The sequence below is a fragment of the Pseudomonas sp. L7 genome (assembly GCF_046605565.1).
GTDB classification, from domain to species: Bacteria; Pseudomonadota; Gammaproteobacteria; order Pseudomonadales; family Pseudomonadaceae; genus Aquipseudomonas; species Aquipseudomonas wayambapalatensis.
This window is the reverse complement of sequence record NZ_CP176784.1, coordinates 4,489,365-4,506,189: the sequence shown is the minus strand read 5'-3', so window position 1 is coordinate 4,506,189 and position 16,825 is coordinate 4,489,365. Positions and strand designations below refer to the sequence as shown.

The 16,825-nt window shown below is 64.4% G+C and carries 17 protein-coding genes; 10 read left to right on the top strand and 7 right to left on the bottom strand.

Going from position 1 to position 16,825, the window contains the following annotated elements:
- The first annotated feature begins 26 nt into the window (after positions 1–26).
- The 4 genes from ACK3BK_RS20825 to ACK3BK_RS20810 are packed head-to-tail and all read left to right on the top strand — an operon-like array spanning position 27 to position 4,758.
- Positions 27–1,541 (top strand): efflux transporter outer membrane subunit, encoded by a 1,515-nt coding sequence (locus ACK3BK_RS20825; RefSeq protein WP_411383212.1) that lies wholly within the window; start codon positions 27–29, stop codon positions 1,539–1,541.
- Positions 1,541–3,697, top strand: a complete 2,157-nt coding sequence (locus tag ACK3BK_RS20820) for an FUSC family protein (RefSeq protein WP_411384500.1) — start codon at positions 1,541–1,543, stop codon at positions 3,695–3,697. Before ACK3BK_RS20825 ends, ACK3BK_RS20820 begins: the two co-directional genes overlap by 1 nt.
- Positions 3,687–3,887 carry a DUF1656 domain-containing protein gene (locus tag ACK3BK_RS20815; protein ID WP_054894899.1) on the top strand — a complete coding sequence of 67 codons (201 nt, stop codon included), beginning with the start codon at positions 3,687–3,689 and terminating at the stop codon, positions 3,885–3,887. The genes ACK3BK_RS20820 and ACK3BK_RS20815 overlap by 11 nt, the downstream gene beginning before the upstream one ends.
- Before the next feature lie 10 nt (positions 3,888–3,897).
- Complete coding sequence (locus ACK3BK_RS20810) at positions 3,898–4,758, top strand: HlyD family secretion protein (protein WP_186710987.1); 861 nt, start codon at positions 3,898–3,900, stop codon at positions 4,756–4,758.
- Positions 4,759–4,761: 3 nt separating this feature from the next.
- On the opposite strand, the gene ACK3BK_RS20805 is transcribed toward ACK3BK_RS20810, so the two are convergent.
- On the bottom strand, positions 4,762–5,208 hold the full coding sequence (locus ACK3BK_RS20805) for a universal stress protein (RefSeq protein WP_411383211.1): 447 nt from the start codon (positions 5,206–5,208) through the stop codon (positions 4,762–4,764).
- Between the two features lie 335 nt (positions 5,209–5,543).
- Here ACK3BK_RS20805 and ACK3BK_RS20800 point away from each other — a divergent pair, with 335 nt between their 5' ends.
- The 4 genes from ACK3BK_RS20800 (at position 5,544) to ACK3BK_RS20785 (ending at position 10,779) form a co-directional block, all read left to right on the top strand.
- Positions 5,544–6,449: a LysR family transcriptional regulator gene (locus ACK3BK_RS20800; protein ID WP_288376970.1), complete on the top strand. Its 906-nt coding sequence runs from the start codon at positions 5,544–5,546 to the stop codon at positions 6,447–6,449.
- 258 nt (positions 6,450–6,707) lie between these two features.
- Positions 6,708–8,249: an MFS transporter gene (locus ACK3BK_RS20795; RefSeq protein WP_411383210.1), complete on the top strand. Its 1,542-nt coding sequence runs from the start codon at positions 6,708–6,710 to the stop codon at positions 8,247–8,249.
- A 23-nt stretch (positions 8,250–8,272) separates the two neighbouring features.
- Positions 8,273–9,334: an HlyD family secretion protein gene (locus tag ACK3BK_RS20790; protein WP_186668149.1), complete on the top strand. Its 1,062-nt coding sequence runs from the start codon at positions 8,273–8,275 to the stop codon at positions 9,332–9,334.
- Positions 9,331–10,779, top strand: a complete 1,449-nt coding sequence (locus ACK3BK_RS20785; protein WP_411383209.1) for an efflux transporter outer membrane subunit — start codon at positions 9,331–9,333, stop codon at positions 10,777–10,779. Before ACK3BK_RS20790 ends, ACK3BK_RS20785 begins: the two co-directional genes overlap by 4 nt.
- A gap of 86 nt (positions 10,780–10,865) precedes the next feature.
- On the opposite strand, the gene ACK3BK_RS20780 is transcribed toward ACK3BK_RS20785, so the two are convergent.
- The 4 genes from ACK3BK_RS20780 to ACK3BK_RS20765 form a co-directional block, all read right to left on the bottom strand.
- Positions 10,866–11,135, bottom strand: coding sequence for a DUF3077 domain-containing protein (locus ACK3BK_RS20780; protein WP_411383208.1), 270 nt, complete (start codon positions 11,133–11,135; stop codon positions 10,866–10,868).
- 23 nt (positions 11,136–11,158) lie between these two features.
- Entirely contained in the window at positions 11,159–11,401 is a 243-nt protein-coding gene (locus ACK3BK_RS20775; protein WP_323452372.1) for a hypothetical protein, read from the bottom strand.
- Positions 11,402–11,853: 452 nt separating this feature from the next.
- A complete protein-coding gene (locus tag ACK3BK_RS20770) occupies positions 11,854–12,666 on the bottom strand; it encodes an SDR family oxidoreductase (protein WP_411383207.1) in 813 nt (270 codons plus the stop codon).
- A 143-nt stretch (positions 12,667–12,809) separates the two neighbouring features.
- Complete coding sequence (locus tag ACK3BK_RS20765) at positions 12,810–13,274, bottom strand: multidrug transporter (protein ID WP_186718736.1); 465 nt, start codon at positions 13,272–13,274, stop codon at positions 12,810–12,812.
- Between the two features lie 199 nt (positions 13,275–13,473).
- On the opposite strand from ACK3BK_RS20765, the gene ACK3BK_RS20760 reads away from it, so the two are divergent.
- Entirely contained in the window at positions 13,474–13,911 is a 438-nt protein-coding gene (locus ACK3BK_RS20760; protein ID WP_411383206.1) for a hypothetical protein, read from the top strand.
- Positions 13,912–14,092: 181 nt separating this feature from the next.
- Complete coding sequence (locus ACK3BK_RS20755; protein WP_411383205.1) at positions 14,093–14,497, top strand: hypothetical protein; 405 nt, start codon at positions 14,093–14,095, stop codon at positions 14,495–14,497.
- A gap of 181 nt (positions 14,498–14,678) precedes the next feature.
- Here the strand turns inward: ACK3BK_RS20755 and ACK3BK_RS20750 are convergent, their stop codons facing one another.
- Together ACK3BK_RS20750 and ACK3BK_RS20745 are read right to left on the bottom strand one after the other, a co-directional pair.
- A complete protein-coding gene (locus ACK3BK_RS20750; RefSeq protein WP_054894908.1) occupies positions 14,679–16,133 on the bottom strand; it encodes a mannose-1-phosphate guanylyltransferase/mannose-6-phosphate isomerase in 1,455 nt (484 codons plus the stop codon).
- A gap of 35 nt (positions 16,134–16,168) precedes the next feature.
- On the bottom strand, positions 16,169–16,816 hold the full coding sequence (locus tag ACK3BK_RS20745; RefSeq protein WP_186668142.1) for an alginate O-acetyltransferase AlgF: 648 nt from the start codon (positions 16,814–16,816) through the stop codon (positions 16,169–16,171).
- Between the last annotated feature and the right edge of the window lie 9 nt (positions 16,817–16,825).

The following is a 16,825-nucleotide window of genomic DNA, read 5'->3' as shown; positions in this document are numbered from 1 at the left end:
CACCTCTTCCTCGGGAAATCGCAGCTGTGCCGCGTCGCAACATCGGAGCGCTTCGAGCGCTCAGTGCCTGTGCCCTAAGCCTGTCCTTGAGCGGCTGTATCGGAACCTGGGGCATCGCCCCGCAAAGCAAGACGCTGCAAGCCAACCAACTCGCCACCGACCCTGCCATCCGCGAAGCCGAGCGCGACGCCCATTGGCCCGCGCAGCAATGGTGGCGCGCCTATGGTGATCCCCAGCTGGACCGCTGGATGGACCTCGCAGTTGCCGGTAGCCCGAGCCTGGCCATGGCCGCGGCGCGGGTGCGCCAGGCCAGGGCCATGGCCGGTGTGGTCGAGTCGGCGGAACACCTTCAGGCCAACGGCGAGGCGACCCTCAAGCGCCACAACTGGCCGGAGGATCAGTTCTACGGCCCCGGCGCCCTGTCCGGCGCCAACACCTGGGACAACAACGCCGCCATCGGCCTGAGCTACGCCCTCGACCTGTGGGGCCGTGAACGCAACGCCAGTGAGCAGGCGCTGGACCAGGCGCACATGCGTGCCGCCGAAGCCCGCCAGGCCCAGCTCGAATTGCACAACAACGTGGTGCGCACCTACATCCAGCTGAGCCTGCATTTCGCCCAGCGCGACATCGTCAAGGCCGAGCTGGAGCAGCAGGAGCAGATCCTCGCGCTGGCCAGGCGGCGCCTCGAGGCCGGTATCGGCACCCATCTGGACGTCAGCCAGGCCGAAGCGCCGTTGCCGGAAACCCATCGGCAGATCGACAGCCTCGACGAAGAAATCGCCCTGACGCGCAATCAATTGGCGGCACTGGCCGGCAAGGGGCCGGGCGAGGGTGCCAGCCTGCAACGCCCGACGCTGACCCTGGCGGCGCCGCTGTCCTTGCCCTCGGCATTGCCTGCCGAGCTGGTCGGCCAGCGCCCCGACGTGGTTGCCAGCCGCTGGCAGGTGGCAGCCCAGGCTCGTGGCATCGAGGTCGCCCACGCAGGCTTCTTCCCCAACGTCGACCTGGTCGGCGGCCTTGGTTTCATGGCCACCGGTGGCGGGCCGCTGGAGTTTCTCACCGGGCGCAAGTTCAACTACAACGTCGGGCCTGCCATCAGCTTGCCGATCTTCGATGGCGGGCGGCTGCGCGCGCAGTTGGGCGCGGCTTCTGCTGGCTACGACATGGCCGTTGCGCATTACAACGAAACAGTGGTCGGGGCGTTGAAGGGTATCTCCGACCAGTTGATCCGTCGCGAGTCGATGGCGCAGCAGGCGCACTTCGCCGCTGAATCCGTCGCCGCTGCGCAGAAGACCTACGACATCGCCACGGTTGCCTTCCAGCGCGGGCTGACCGACTACCTGAACGTGCTCAATGCGCAGACCCTGCTGTTTCGCCAACAGCGGATCCAGCAGCAGGTCCAGGCTGCGCGGTTGAGTGTGCATGCCGAGCTGGTCACGGCGCTGGGCGGTGGCCTCGACGCGGGCAGGGACGTGCCGGATGAGGCGCACCAGGCAGCGCCGAAAGCGCCGTCCCTGATTGCCTCGGGGCACGGGCAATGATGCGCTGGCTGTCCAGCCTGGAGTGGCGCCGGGGCTTCTTTGCCTGGGCGCGCACCGACGGGGTGACCTGGGTCTACATCTTCAAGGTACTCGCTGCAGCGTTCCTCACCCTCTGGCTGGCCATGCGCCTGGAGCTGCCGCAGCCGCGCACGGCGATGATCACCGTGTTCATCGTCATGCAGCCGCAGAGCGGGCATGTGTTCGCCAAGAGTTTCTACCGCATGCTCGGCACCCTGGCCGGCTCGGCGATGATGGTCGCGCTGATCGCGATCTTCCCGCAGAACACCGAGCTGTTCCTGCCCAGCCTGGCGCTGTGGGTCGGCCTGTGCTCGGCAGGGGCCATGCGCTACCGCACCTTCCGCGCCTATGGCTTCGTGCTGGCCGGTTATACCGCGGCGATGATCGGCCTGCCGGTGCTCCAGCACCCCGACCAGGCGTTCATGGCCGCCGTCTGGCGGGTGCTGGAGATTTCCCTGGGGATTCTCGTCTCGACCCTGGTCAGTGCCGCGATCCTGCCGCAATCGGCCAGCGCCGCCATGCGCAATGCCTTGTACCAGCGCTTCGGCGTGTTTGCCGGGGTGGTGGTCGAGGCCCTGCGCGGCAACAGCCAGCGTGCGCTGTTCGAGTCCAGCAACGTGCGTTTCATCGCCGAGGCGGTGGGGCTGGAGAGCCTGCGCAACGTCACCGCCTTCGAAGACCCGCACATGCGCAGGCGCTCTGGCCGCCTGGTGCGCATGAACAGCGAGTTCATGGCCATCACCACCCGTTTCAACGCCCTGCACCGTTTGCTCGAACGCCTGCGCGCGCGCGGCCCGGCGCAGATCGTCGGCGCCATCGAACCGGGCCTGCAAACCCTGGCGCAGCTGCTCGAGCCTTACGTCGGGCGAGCCCTGACCGATGCCGATGCACTACGCCTGACCCTGGAGCTGGCGGCCTACAAGGACGGCCTGCAGGCCCAGGTGCGCGGGCTGCGTGCGGCGTACCTGGAGACCGACCCCAGCGACGCCGACCTGCTGGACTTCCACACCACCTACGAGCTTCTCTACCGCCTGGTCGACGACCTCTACAGCTACGCCCAGACCCACGCATCACTGGCCGTGCACAACCACGAACGCGAGCAGTGGGACGAGCCCTATGTGGCTCAGACCAGTTGGCTGGTGTCGTTGGCCGCCGGGGTGCGTGGTGCAGCGGTGCTGTTGCTGCTGGGCAGCTACTGGCTGCTCAGCGACTGGCCCAGCGGCGCCATGATGACCTTGATCGCCACGGTCACCGCCGGCCTTTCGGCAGCCTCGCCCAACCCCAGGCGCATGTCGTTCCAGATGGCGTGCGGCACCCTGCTCGGGGCGTTCATCGGCTTCTTCGAAACCTTCTTCGTGTTCCCCTGGATCGACGGTTTCGCCTTGCTGTGCATGGTGCTGGCGCCGGTGTTCATGCTCGGTGCCTTTCTCTCGTCGCGCCCGGCCTATGCCGGTTATGGCGTGGGCTTGCTGGTGTTCTTCGCCATCGGCTCGGTGCCCAACAACCTTACGGTCTATGACCCGTACGCCTTCATCAACGACTACATCGGCATGATCATCGGCATGCTGGTCTGCGCTGCGGCCGGGGCGATCATCCTGCCGCCGAACAGCCGCTGGCTATGGAGCCGCCTGGAGCAGGACCTGCGCGAACAGGTGCTGTTCGCCATCGGTGGGCGCCTGCGTGGCCTGGGTTCGGCGTTCGAGAGCCGCACCCGCGACCTGCTGCACCAGGCCTATGGCCTGGCGGCCGGCAAGCCGCAGGTGCAGGCCGAGCTGATGGGCTGGATGTTCGTGGTATCGGAAGTCGGCCACGCTGTCATCGAACTGCGCAAGGAGCAGGCCAATGCCCCGGTGCACCCGGCCTACGCCGAGTCGCAGCCCTGGCGCCAGGCGATCCGGGTGATGGGGCGAGCCCTGGCGCGGCTGTTCCTGCAGCCCAACGCCAGCAACCACGAGCGCGCGCTGGTGGCGGTCGACCACGCCATCAGCCGCGTGCAGGCCACCGACGAACCCTTCGCCCGGCACTTCGACACGTCGGTGCTGCGCCGTGCGCAGAGCTACCTGCACTTCATCCGCACCTCGCTGCTCGACCCCCAGTCACCCCTGGCCCCGGCCAAAGGATTGCACCATGCCCCGTGAGATCGCCTTCCATGGCGTGTACATGCCCACCATGACCCTGATGTTCCTGTTCGCTGCGGGCCTGGCCTGGGGCCTGGACCGCTTCATCGCCAGCCACGACGGCTATCGCTTCTTCTGGCACCCGGCGCTGTTGCGCCTGTCCCTGTTCGTCTGCCTGTTCGGCGCACTGGCGCTGTCTGTCTACTGGTGAGAAACCTTCGATGAAAAAGTTCTTCAGCCTCCTTGCCACCCTGCTGGTGCTGACCGCTGCCGTGGTGATCGGCCGCCAGTTGTGGCTGCACTACATGACCACGCCCTGGACCCGCGACGGGCGTGTGCGCGCCGACATCATCAACGTCGCCGCCGATGTGCCGGGCTATGTGGTGGACGTGCCGGTGCGTGACAACCAGCAGGTGAAGAAGGGCGATGTGCTGATCCGCATCGACCCCGAGCACTATCGCCTGGCAGTGGAGCAGGCCCGGGCGCTGGTCGCTTCGCGCAAGTCCACCTGGGAGATGCGCAAGGTCAACGCGCGGCGCCGTGCCGACCTGGACAACCTGGTCATCTCCAAGGAAAACCGTGACGACGCCAGCAATATCGCAAACGCCGCCCTGGCCGACTATCAGCAGGCCCAGGCACAGTTGGCGGCGGCCGAGCTGAACCTCAAGCGCACCGAGATCGTCGCCACGGTCGACGGCTACGTCACCAACCTGAACATCCACAAGGGCGATTACGCCCGCACCGGCGAGGCGGTGATGGCGGTGGTGGACGAGCATTCGTTCTGGGTGTACGGCTTCTTCGAGGAGACCAAGCTGCCGCATGTGAAGGTGGGGGACCAGGCCGAGCTGCAGATGATGAGCGGCGAGTTGCTCAAGGGGCATGTCGAGAGCATCGCCCGTGGTATCTACGACCGCGACAACCCGCAGAGCCGCGAGCTGATCGCCGATGTGAACCCGACCTTCAACTGGGTGCGCCTGGCGCAGCGGGTGCCGGTGCGGATTCATATCGATGAGGTGCCCGAAGGGTATCTGCTGGCGGCGGGCACGACCTGCACGGTGGTGGTCAAGCCGGGTGGGGCGTGAGGGTCACTCGCCTGCCGGGCAGACCAGCACCGGCACCTGTACCCGGTCGATCACCTTGCTGCTGATCGACGGGTCCAGCAGCCTGCCAAGGCGCGACAGGTGCCGGTGGCCCATGATGATCAGCTCGCAGCCGAGTTCCCGGGTCTTGTCGACGATGGCCTCGACCGGTTGCGCGGCGACCATGCAACCCTGGCATTTGAACCCTGCTTCACGCAGCGTGGCCACGGCTTGCTGCAGCGCACGTTCAGCCAACTGCTGTTCGTCGCAGGCTGCGGGGTATTCCTCCAGTTCCTGCTCGGTATAGGGCGCGGGGCGCTCGTGCACGGCGAAGGTCGGATCGATGGCCAGCAGCACCTGCAACGAGTGTTCGCCGGGGCGGCAGTAGCGGCGCACGAGGTCGATCAGGTTGATGCTGGCGGGGGAGGCGTCGATGGCGATGAGGATGGGCATTGGAAGGGCCTTGTGTGGGGCTTGAGAGCGGTGTCGATCTTTTCGCGGGCAAGTCGGGGCGCCGAACCGCCGCTCCCACTGGTTGCCATGTGAGAGCAACTGTCATGTTCAAATTTGACAGCCAGCTAAATCCTTGTGGGAGCAACTGCCTTGCTCAAAATCTAAAGGCCAGCCCAATCCCTGTGGGAGCGGGCTTGCCCGCGAAAAGAACCCCACCATTCTCGAACCTTCCCCCAACCCGGATAAATGGCCCCTCACGCACGGCGTCATTGCACCAGACGCAATCGTGCGACCTGCTACCATCGCGTTTCCCACACTCGCCACGGAAAACGGCCATGCAACTCCCGGACATGAACCTGCTTGTCGCCCTCGATGCCCTGCTCGACGAGGGCAGTGTGGTGGGCGCTGCGCAGCGCATGAACCTGAGCCCGGCAGCGATGAGCCGCACACTGGGGCGCATCCGCGACGCGTTGGGCGATCCGATCCTGGTGCGGGCCGGCCGTGGCCTGGTGCCGACACCCCGCGCGCTGGCCCTGCGTGACCAGGTGCGGGCGCTGGTGGAGCAGGCCGGGCTGGTGTTCAACAGCGGCGAGGACGTCGACCTGCCGAACCTGGAGCGCGCTTTCAACATCCGCACCAACGACCTGTTCGTCGCCCTGTATGGCGCGCGCCTGCTGCACATGATGCTGGCCCAGGCACCGCGTACGGTGCTGCGTTTCGTGCCAGAAGCCCATGGCGATGACGACCTCGTGCTGCGCCACGGGCAGATCGATCTGGTGGTGAGCTCGAGTATCGAACTGGGGCCGGAGATCAAGGTGCAGCATCTGTTCGATACGCACTTCGTGGGCCTGGCGCGGGACGACCATCCGATCTTCGACGCACCGATCACCCCCGAGCGCTTTGTCCGCTATCCACAGATCAGCGTGTCGCGGCGCGGGCGGGCCAACGGGCCGATCGACGTGGAGCTGGGCAACTACAAATTGCAGCGGCGGGTTTCGCTGATCACCCCGAGTTTCCACTCGGCGATGTTCTCCCTGCCGGATTCGGACCTGATCCTGCCGATGCCGGCGAATATCCTCGGCAATGTGCTGAAGTTCGGGCTGCCGCTGCGCTCCTTCGAGATTCCGGTGGAGTTGGAGAAGGTGCGGGTGATGCAGGCCTGGCATCCACGGTTTGACAATGACCCGGCGCATCGGTGGCTGCGGCGCACGCTGAAGGCGTGTTGCGGGACCGAGCCTTGAGGCCTGCTCTGTTTTCAAGAGCAGTGATTTACCTGCAGGCACAACTGTCTTGCTCAAAAATCTGAGGCCTGCCCAATCCCTGTGGGAGCGGGCTTGTCCCGCGATTACCGGCGTAGCCGGTGCCATGCTCGCGAGAAGGCCACCACCGAAAGCGGATTGCGTCTGGCGCAATATAAACCTGCCGACAAGTCAGTTTTCGTAAGCATTCCCCACCCCTAGACTTCCCACAGCTGAAAAATGTTGCTGGAGATGTCGAAAATGAGTTCCCTGACCGCGCCCGCCGCTGCGATCGCCGCCGCCCCCGTGGCGGCCGCGCCCACGCAGACGCCGTTCGGCCTGCGCGTGGTGGTGGGGTTGTTCGGTGTGCTGCTGGCGGTGCTCTGCGCCGGCCTCAACGAGGCGGTGACGAAGATTTCGCTGGCCGATATCCGCGGCGCCATGGGCATCGGCGCCGACGAGGGCGCCTGGCTGGTGGCGGTGTATGCGGCTGCGTCGGTGTCGGCCATGGCCTTCGCACCTTGGCTGGCCACCACCTTCTCGCTGCGCCGCTTCACCATGACCGCCATTGGCCTGTTCGCCGTGCTGGGCCTGGTCCAGCCTTTCGCCCCCAACCTGCACAGCCTGATGCTGCTGCGCGTGCTCCAGGGTTTCGCCTCGGGAGCATTGCCGCCGATGCTGATGAGCGTGGCGCTGCGCTTCCTGCCGCCGAACATCAAGGTCTATGGCCTGGCCTGCTATGCCCTGACCGCCACGTTCGGGCCGAACCTCGGCACGCCCCTGGCGGGCCTGTGGACCGAATATGTCGGCTGGCAGTGGGCGTTCTGGCAGATCATCCTGCCCTCGGCACTGGCGATCTTCTGCGTCGGTTGGGGCCTGCCGCAGGATCCGCTGCGCCTGGAGCGCTTCAGGCAGTTCGACTGGCGCGGCGTGCTGCTGGGGTTGCCGGCCCTCAGCAGCATCGTGCTGGGCCTGTCGCTGGGCGATCGCTGGGGCTGGTTCGATTCGCCCTTGATCTGCTGGCTGCTGGGCGGTGGCCTGCTGCTGCTGGTGCTGTTCATGTACAACGAATGGTCCGAGCCCTTGCCGTTCTTCCAGTTGCGCATGCTGTCGCGGCGCAACCTGAGCTTCGCCCTGGTGACCCTGGCCGGTGTGCTGGTGGTGCTGTCGGGGGTGGGCAGTATCCCCTCGGCGTACCTGGCGCAGATCCAGGGCTATCGCCCGGCGCAGACCAGCCCGCTGATGATGCTGGTGGCCATGCCGCAATTGATCGCGCTGCCGCTCACCGCAGCGCTGTGCAATATCCGCGCGGTGGACTGCCGCTGGGTACTGGCGAGCGGGCTGGCGATGCTGGCGGCCTCGTGCGTGGGCAGCAGCCTGCTGACCAGCGAATGGATCCGCGGTGACTTCTACCCGTACTACCTGCTGCAGGTGTTCGGCCAGCCGATGGCGGTGCTGCCACTGTTGATGCTCTCGACCAACGGCATGACCCCGCAGGAAGGCCCGTTCGCGTCCGCCTGGTTCAACACCGTGAAGGGCCTGGCGGCAGTGGTCGCTACCGGCCTGCTCGATGCCCTGGGCACCCTGCGCCGGCATTTTCATTCCAATCATCTGGTCGACAGCCTGGGCAATGCGCCACTGCTGGACGACGGCGCGGCGAACCTGGCCAGGCGCCTTCACGAACAGGCCCTGGTACTCACCTCGGCCGACCTTTACCTGGTGATGGCCTGCATCGCCGTGGCCCTGATCTGCCTGATTCCCTTTGTGCCTACCCGGGTCTATCCGCCCCGTGCGGTGGCCTGACGCTGTAGTTCGAGACAAATGACATGACGCAAACACGCAAGACAGTTTTCATCGGCTCGGTCCTCGCCGTGGCCGTCCTCGCCGCCATCGTCGGCCCCTGGATGTTCGGCAGCGACCACCGCCAGAGCACCAACGACGCCTACGTCACCGCCGACTACACCGTGGTCGCGCCGAAGGTGGCCGGCTTTATCAAGCAGGTGCTGGTCGAGGACAACCAACAGGTCAAGGCCGGCCAGTTGCTGGCGACCATCGACGCCCGCGACTACCAGGCCGCGCTCGATGCCGCCCAGGCCCAATTGCTGGTGGCCAAGGCGCAGGCCATCGATGCCCGTGCCACCCTCGAGCGGCAGGCGGCGCTGATCGCCCAGGCCGAGGCTGCGGTGAAGGCCGCGCAGGCCGAGGCTGGTTTCGCCGATCATGAAGTGACGCGCTACAGCCGTCTGGCCGAGCAGGGTGCCGGCACCGTGCAAAACGCCCAGCAGGCCCGCAGCCGGGTCGACCAGGCCCGTGCGCGACTGGCCAACACCCAGGCGGCGCTGGTCGCCACGCGCAAGCAGGTGGATATCCTCCAGGCCCAGGTCGCCAGTGCCGATGGCCAGCTCAAGCGGGCCGAAGCCGGCGTGGAAAAAGCCGAGCTGGACCTGTCCTACACCCGCATCACTGCGCCGGTGGACGGCATGGTCGGTGAACGCGCGCTGCGCGTTGGCGCCTACGTCAATCCGGGGGCGCGGCTGCTGTCGGTGGTGCCGCTGCAACAGGCCTATGTGGTCGGCAACTTCCAGGAAACCCAACTGACCCATGTGCAGCCAGGCCAGCCGGTGCGTATCAGCGTCGACACTTTCTCCGGCGAAACCCTGCACGGGCATGTCGAGAGCATCGCGCCGGCCACCGGCGTTACCTTCGCCGCGGTGAAGCCGGACAACGCGACCGGCAACTTCACCAAGGTGGTGCAGCGTATTCCGGTGAGGATCGTCTTCGATGATGGGCAGCCTCTGCTCGAGCGTCTTCGCGTGGGCATGTCGGTGGAGGCGACCATCGATACCCAGGGCGACACCCTGGCTGGCAAAGAGGTGACGGCGCGATGAAAGCTCATCCAGCCATTGCGGCAGCCACTCCCACGGTGCTGCTCGCCGCGCTGTTGGCCGGCTGCACCCTCGGCCCGGACTTCCAGCGCCCCGACAGCCAGGCGCTGCAGCAATGGAACGCCCTGCAGGGCGAGCAGGCGGCGAGCCAGCCTGTGGCAGAGCCGCTGCAACTGCGCTGGTGGGACAGCTTTCACGACCCGCGCCTGAGCGCGCTGATCGAGCAGGTCGCGACGCGCAACCTCGATCTGCAGATCGCCAGCGCACGCCTGCTGCAGAGCCGGGCGCTGCGCAGTACCGTCGCCGCCGACGAGTTGCCGTCGGTGGATGTCAACGCCGGCTACAGCCGCGCGCGCAACAGCGCCGAAGGGCTGAGCGACCCGTCCGGCAAGGCGGGCAAGTCGGCCTTCAACCTGTGGCAGGGCGATCTGGTTGCCGGTTGGGAGCTGGATTTCTGGGGGCGGGTGCGGCGCCAGGTCGAGGCCGCCGACGCCAGCGTCGAGGTCGCCGAGAATGACCGCAATGGCGTGCTGCTGGCGCTGCTCGCCGAGACTGCGGGTGACTATATCCAGTTGCGCGCGGTACAGCACACCCTGCAGGTCACCGAGGATAACCTGAAGGTTGCCCGGCACAGCCTGAAGCTGTCCGAGGACCGCCAGGCCGAGGGCGTCGCCACTCGCCTCGACGTGGCCCAGGCCAACGCCCAGGTGGCGTCGATCGAAGCGCGCCTGCCGACCTTGCAGGCGCGTCGCGATGACCTGATCAATGCCCTGAGCCTGCTGGCGGCCGAGCCGCCGCGCAGCCTGCAGAGCACCTTGCTGGACGCTGGCGCGTTGCCGGCACCGGAGCAGAAGTTCGCCATTGGCGTGCCCTCGGAGCTGGCCGAGCGTCGCCCGGACATTCGTCAGGCAGAAGCCCGCCTGCATGCCGCCACCGCGAGCATTGGCGTGGCCAAGGCCGATTTCTACCCCAGCATCCGCTTGTCCGGGAGCGCTGGCTTCCAATCGATGCAGCTGGCTGATTTCGGCAACTGGGATTCGCGGCGTTTCGCCTTCGGGCCGCAGTTGTCGCTGCCGATCTTCGAAGGCGGCCGCCTGAAAGGCACGCTCCAGTTGCGTGAGGCGCAGCAGCAGGAGGCGGCGCTGAACTACCGCAAGGTGGTGCTGGGTGCCTGGCACGAGATCGACGATGTGCTGCGCTTGTACAACGCCAGCCAGTTGCGGCGCGACCACCTGGCCGAGGCGGTACGGCAGAACCGCATTGCCCTGGAGACGGCGCAGCGTCAGTACGTGGAAGGGGCGGTGGACTTTCTCAACGTGCTGACCGTGCAGTCGGCACTGTTGGCCAGCGAGGAGCAGTGGATCGACAGCTCGGCGGCGGTGTCGCAGGCGCTGGTGGGCCTGTACAAGGCGCTTGGCGGCGGCTGGCAGGCGTTCGACAAGGTTTGAGGTGGGGGGGCCTTTTCGCCGGCAAGGCGGGAAGCTGAACCGCCACCCCCACAACCCACACAATTCCAGGTCCGATAAACCCGCTTTTACCGGGGCATCCCAAGCTCCGCATCGTCCATCAATGCCTTGGCCAATGCGCTCAGGTAGTACGAAGCCCAGACCAGTTGCGGATTCTCATCCATCACCCCGCTCAAGGTCATGTCGCGCACATACCCCATCAACTCCGAAGCCTGCTCACGCGCACGTTCGCACGGGATGCCCGGCTCGATGCAGAACAGCGGCTGGGTCATGCCCTTGCCTTGGTAGAACCGTGTTTTGCCGACGGTGGTGTTCGGTGTGGTGTCGCTTGCATCCATACCTCGATCTCCCTGAAAACCGCTTAGTGAGCCGTCTGCGGCTCTGTCGGCATCTGAACCTGTATCAAGGCCGATTCCAGCAAAATCCTCAGCGCTTCCATTTCATGAATGGCAGCCATTACCAGGAGCGAGACGGGGGACTTGGGTTGGAGGAGGACCGCTTGATGGGCCACGGTTTGTGCGCAGAGTGCGTACTCGGTGGCTTGGATGATGGTGTCTTCGAGGGAGTGGTTGTTGTGGGGTGGGTCGGGGACGATCTTTAACATTACGATTTTCCTTTGCGGAGCGACCACCTGTCTGCTGTCAAACAGAAGGGTGGCAGCCGTACGTGGGTTGACAGACCGGTGAAAATCGTAAAGTTCCGGCGCACGCAAGCGTGCCCGCACGTACAGCTGCCATAAAGGACTAGCCGCATACGATTTTCCATCACAGCCTGTCAAAGCTGTGTCGTTGATGTGCAACGACGCGCCGAGACTAGAGCGCTGCCCAAGGGGCCGCAACGGAAAAAAGGCGGTGGGAGTATCTTTGGGAAATGGACTACAGGAAAGTCATATTTTCTGATTTTGGAACAATGCGCAGCGCATTGGAGACGCCAGAGATCCCAGGTACTCATGCCTGTCCCGTGTGGGCAACTGTATTGTTCAAAATCCAAAGACCAGCCCAATCCCTGTGTGGGCGGTTCGGCGTCCCGACTTGCCGCGAAGAATCCACTCTCGACTCAAAGCGGCCGCAACAACCCGAAGCGCTTGCGCAACACCTTGTCCAGCAACCGCTGCGGCAGTAGCCGGGCCATCAGTGGCAAGGCGGTGCTGCCATTGCCCAGCCTTACCAGCGCCGGTGTCGGCGTCTTGCGTGTGGCTGCCAGCAATCCCTGGGCGAAGGTCGCCGCCGGGGTAGGCCTGTCCTGCGAGGCGCGGGCCCTGGCCTGCACCTGCTCGCGCAGCGGCCACCACGGCGAATCCGCTGCCAGTACCTGCTCGGCTTCGTGTTGCGCATTGCTGGCGAACTGTGAAGCGATCGCCCCGGGCTGCACTTCCATCACCCGGATCCCGAACGGTGCCAGCTCCAGGCGCAGGGCGTCGCTCAGCGCATGCACGGCGGCCTTGGAGGCGCAGTAGGCGCCGGCGAACGGGGTGACCAGTACCCCCGACACGCTGCCGATATTCACCACCAGGCCTTTGGAGCGACGCAGCAGCGGGAACAGGGCGCGGGTTACGCCGACCAGCGAGAACACATTGGTTTCGAACTGGCGCTGCAGGGCTTCGACGCCGCCGTCGAGCAGCGGGCCCATGGCGCCGTAACCGGCGTTGTTGATCAGGATGTCGAGTTCCGGCAATTCCTCGGCCAGTCGTGCCAGGGCCTGCGGGTCGTTGACGTCCAGTTGCCGGGCGACGAAGCCAGCGCTGGCGAGGCGCTCGACATCTTCAGGCTTGCGGGCGGTGGCCCAGACCTGGTGGCCGGCATCGCGGAAAGTATCGGCCAGGGCGCGGCCGATGCCGCTGGAACAACCGGTGATGAGGACGGTGGGCATGGTCAGGGTCTGCTTTCAGGTGAGGTGTGTAGCGTCTGCACCGGCCTCTTCGCGGGCAAGTCGGAGCGCCGAACCGCCGCTCCCACGGCCAAGGTATCTGTAGGAGCGGGCTTGCCCGCGAAAAGGTCGACGCGGTCGCCCGGTCAATTGGCAAATGTACCTTGCAGGTGCTCGGCACGAAACTCCAGGGTCTGCGCACGATAGCCAGAGCGCAGCGGTGGCAATGGCAGGCAGTCTGTCCATTCGGCACCGGGCTGCAGCTCACCGGGCCCGCGATAGCGCGGCGCGGCATAGGTGTTTTCGGCAAGGTTGACCGTATCGCCGGGGGCGTAGGCGGCAACCCGCCAGCGCAGTTCGGTGAGCGGTGCCTTGTTGCCGTTTTTCATCCGCACTTGCAGGGCGCGGTCGGCGGGGCATTGGTCAGGCGCATAGCTCAGGCGCAGATCGAGGCGGGCCAGTTGCGAGGCCTCGCGGCTGTCCTGCCAGACCACGAACAGCGCGACCAGGCCCAGGCCGCACACGGCGGCCATGGAAATCGGCAGGGCCTTGGCCGGGTAGCGCAGCAGCAGGACCAGCCAGGTGAGGATGAGAAAGGCGCCGATGATCATGTGCGCAGATTCCGTACAAGGATTTGCCCATCTTGGCGGCAGTGGCGCCAAGTCGCAAGAAGGCTGTCTGCCTGACCATCCGCCACGTTTGGTAAACCTGGTATTTTTGTCAGGTTCGCGTTCATGTCGATATTGATAGTCTCTTGATCGTTGTCGCGCACTTTCCAACAGCGACTGAGCGACAGGAGAAGCCTACATCATGAATGAGGATATTCTGAAAATTGATCAGGTGAGCACGATCACGGCGGGTAAGAAGTACGAGATCACCATCACCTATGGCGAAGGCGGGGAGCCAGGAAAAGAGGTTCTGCAATTTACCGAATCTTGGGTGACCAGTGATCGAGGTGAAGTTGAAGTCATCGGCACCTTCCCGGACCGAAAGAAATGGTTGTCGCTAGCCATGACCACTGGCTTCTCTAGCACTCCGAGGACAGTCGAGGTCAATCGCTTCACTGGCCTCATGGGTAGTCGGGGAGAAGTACGTCCCTCTGTGCACAATATCGAGGGCGCCGTTGAGGGCTTCGTCAATGGTCGAAATTTTGCGCGGTGCACATCTTTCAAGTTTCGTGCCCAGACCTTGTTGGGCCAGCAAGTGGTGGTTGAAGGCGTCTTTGATGTCGAGACCACTAAAGACTGAGTGACATACGTTCCCCGTGCGTCAGACGAGCTTCGGACCCAGGCCGTGCGTCTGGCCACAGTTCAATGTAGACCAGGGCATCTTGCAAGCAGAATACCGACACAGGCTATTAACTTTGCTAGTTGTAGAGGTATTGTGCCGAGCTAAGTTGCGAGTGCTGTTTTTCTCAGGAGAGTTTCTCATGATCGCACAACATAAAGTCACAGAAGTGAAAGTTGATTCTAGCTATTTTAAGGGTGTGTTGACTCGTGAGCTTGATGGCGAGGTAGAGAAAACATACGAAGTCGATATTCGCAGAGTGAGTGTCTATGACTTTGATGATGAGAGGACCGTTGAGGCTAGGGATGATTCCGGCGGCATCGTTTTGACTTTTGTGTATAACCCTGAGTCACCGGAACGCACGAATATTCTAAATATGGAAATCGACAATCGCGATTTGCCCTATGCGTACGGAGAAGAGGGTACGATTTTCGATTTGGTCAGTACGCCAAACGAATTTTCCTGCCGTCTCTTTACGGCGCCGCTGAGAGGCGATGGAACCGGCACGCTATCATTTGCAGGTCGTTTTCACGTTGATCTTGCCTGAGCGAAAGGTCGGCTTTCCGCGCTCGGGCCTGATATTCAATGAGCCTGATTGATGTATCAACGATCCTCGATATACAGCCTCGCTCCCATTACCGAACGGAAAGGTTTGAACCGAACATCGCAGGGCACGCCACAGCGGTAATGTACCTCTGTCACTTGCCCCGCGATGGTACTTGCTCAAATTACTGCGCGATGGTCTTCACCGAAACCCCACGCTCCACCGGCGTGGACGTGCGCCCATACACATCCTCGAAGCGCTCGATATCATCCTCGCCCAGGTAGCTCCCGGACTGCACTTCGATGATCTCCAGCGGGATCTTGCCGGGGTTGCGCAAGCGGTGCACCGAGGCAATCGGGATGTAGGTCGACTGGTTCTCGGTCAGCAGGAACACGTTCTCGTCGCAGGTCACCTCGGCGGTGCCGCTGACCACGATCCAGTGCTCGGCGCGGTGGTGGTGCATCTGCAGCGACAGGCTGGCGCCGGGCTTGACGGTAATGTGCTTGACCTGGAAGCGTCCGCCCATGTCCACCGAGTCGTAGGAACCCCATGGGCGGTAAACCTCGAGGTGGTTCTGGGTCTCGCTGCGGCCTTGCTGGTCGAGGGTGTTGACCAGTTGCTTGACGCCCTGGACCTTGTCCTTGTGGGCAATCATCATCGCGTCCTTGGTCTCGACCACGACGATGTTCTCAAGGCCGATCACCGACACCAGCTTGCCGTTGCCGTGGATCATGCAGTTGTGGCTGTCCTGCACCACCACATCGCCCTTGGTGACGTTGCCGTTGTCGTCCTTCTCGTGCACGTCCCACAGCGACGACCAGCAGCCCACGTCGCTCCAGCCGGCCGACAGCGGCACCACGCAGGCACGCTGGGTCTTTTCCATCACCGCGTAGTCGATGGAGTTGTCCGGGCAGCAGGCGAAGGTGGCTTCGTCGATGCTCAGCACATCGGCCTCTTCGTCGCTGCGCTCCAGGGCCAGCAGGCAGGTGTCGTAGATGTCCGGGTCATGCTTTTTCAGCTCTTCGAGGAAGCGGCTGGCGCGGAACAGGAACATGCCGCTGTTCCAGAAGTAGCCCCCCGCGCGGACGAACTCGTTGGCGCGTTTCTCATCGGGTTTTTCGACGAACTGCGCGACCCGCGCCACGCCCTCGGGCAGCAGGGCGTCCTGGCTGGAGCGGATGTAGCCGTAGCCGGTCTCGGGCTTGGTCGCCGGCACGCCGAACAGCACCATCTCGCCGCGCTCGGCCGCCACGGTGGCCAGGGCCAGGGCGCGTTGCAGGGCTTTCTGGTCCTCGATCACGTGGTCGGCGGGCAGCACCAGCATCAGCTCGTCGCGGCCCTCATTGACCAGCTTCATCGCAGCCATCGCCACCGCCGGCGCGGTGTTGCGGCCGAAGGGTTCCATGAGAATGGCCTGGGTTTCGAGCTTCAGGCCCGCCAACTGCTCCTGGACGATGAACTTGTGGTCCTTGTTGCAGACCACGATGGGGGTGTCCATGCCCTCGAACACCAGGCGCTGGAGGGTCTGTTGGAACAGTGTGTGTTCGCCGGTCAACGCCAGGAACTGCTTGGGGAACTGCTTGCGCGACAGAGGCCACAGACGCGAACCGCTACCACCAGAAAGAATTACCGGGATCATCATGTTTCTCCAATAGTCGTTTAGAGGCAGGGGGATCAGTTGCTAGCCACGGGGCGAGTTACCCACACCGGCGACAAGCTGTTGCCGGAACCGGTGACATACAGCACGGCCGCTTCGCCGCGCTCCAGGGCGACGGGTTTGACGTCGCTGACTTTCTTGTTGCCGTCGAACAGGGCCAGGTTGACCTTGACCGGATTGATTTCACGCTCGCCGCGCCCCTTGGCGGCCACCGCCTTGACCACTTCGGTCTTGCCGTCGGCAGTCTTCAGGGTCAGCGACTGGTCGCTGAGGTTCTGCACGCGCACCAGCGCTTTTTGCTTGTTCTTGAACGGTGGCTCCTCGATCAGTTGCGGGTTGCCAGCGTTGTTGTTGACCAGGGTGTAGTACGTGTCCGAGGCCAGCTTGACCGGCACGCTCTTGCCGCCGACCTGGGCGGTGTAGTCGCCGCCGGGCAGGAAGCTGAAGTCGCTGCTGGCCTGGGCACCGACCTGCTTGATCTGGGTATTGCCGACCGAGGCTGCGGTGGGCGCGGAGCTTGCGTTGTACAGGCGCACGAAGGTCGAGCCTTTCGGGGCGCTAGGGCCATAGAGTGCAGCGTCGGCGCCGGCGAAGGCCTGCAGCGAAGCCAGGGAAAGGCCGGCCGCGAGGGTGAGGGCTTTGGCGATGGATGGCTTGTGAGTCATGTGCGTGTT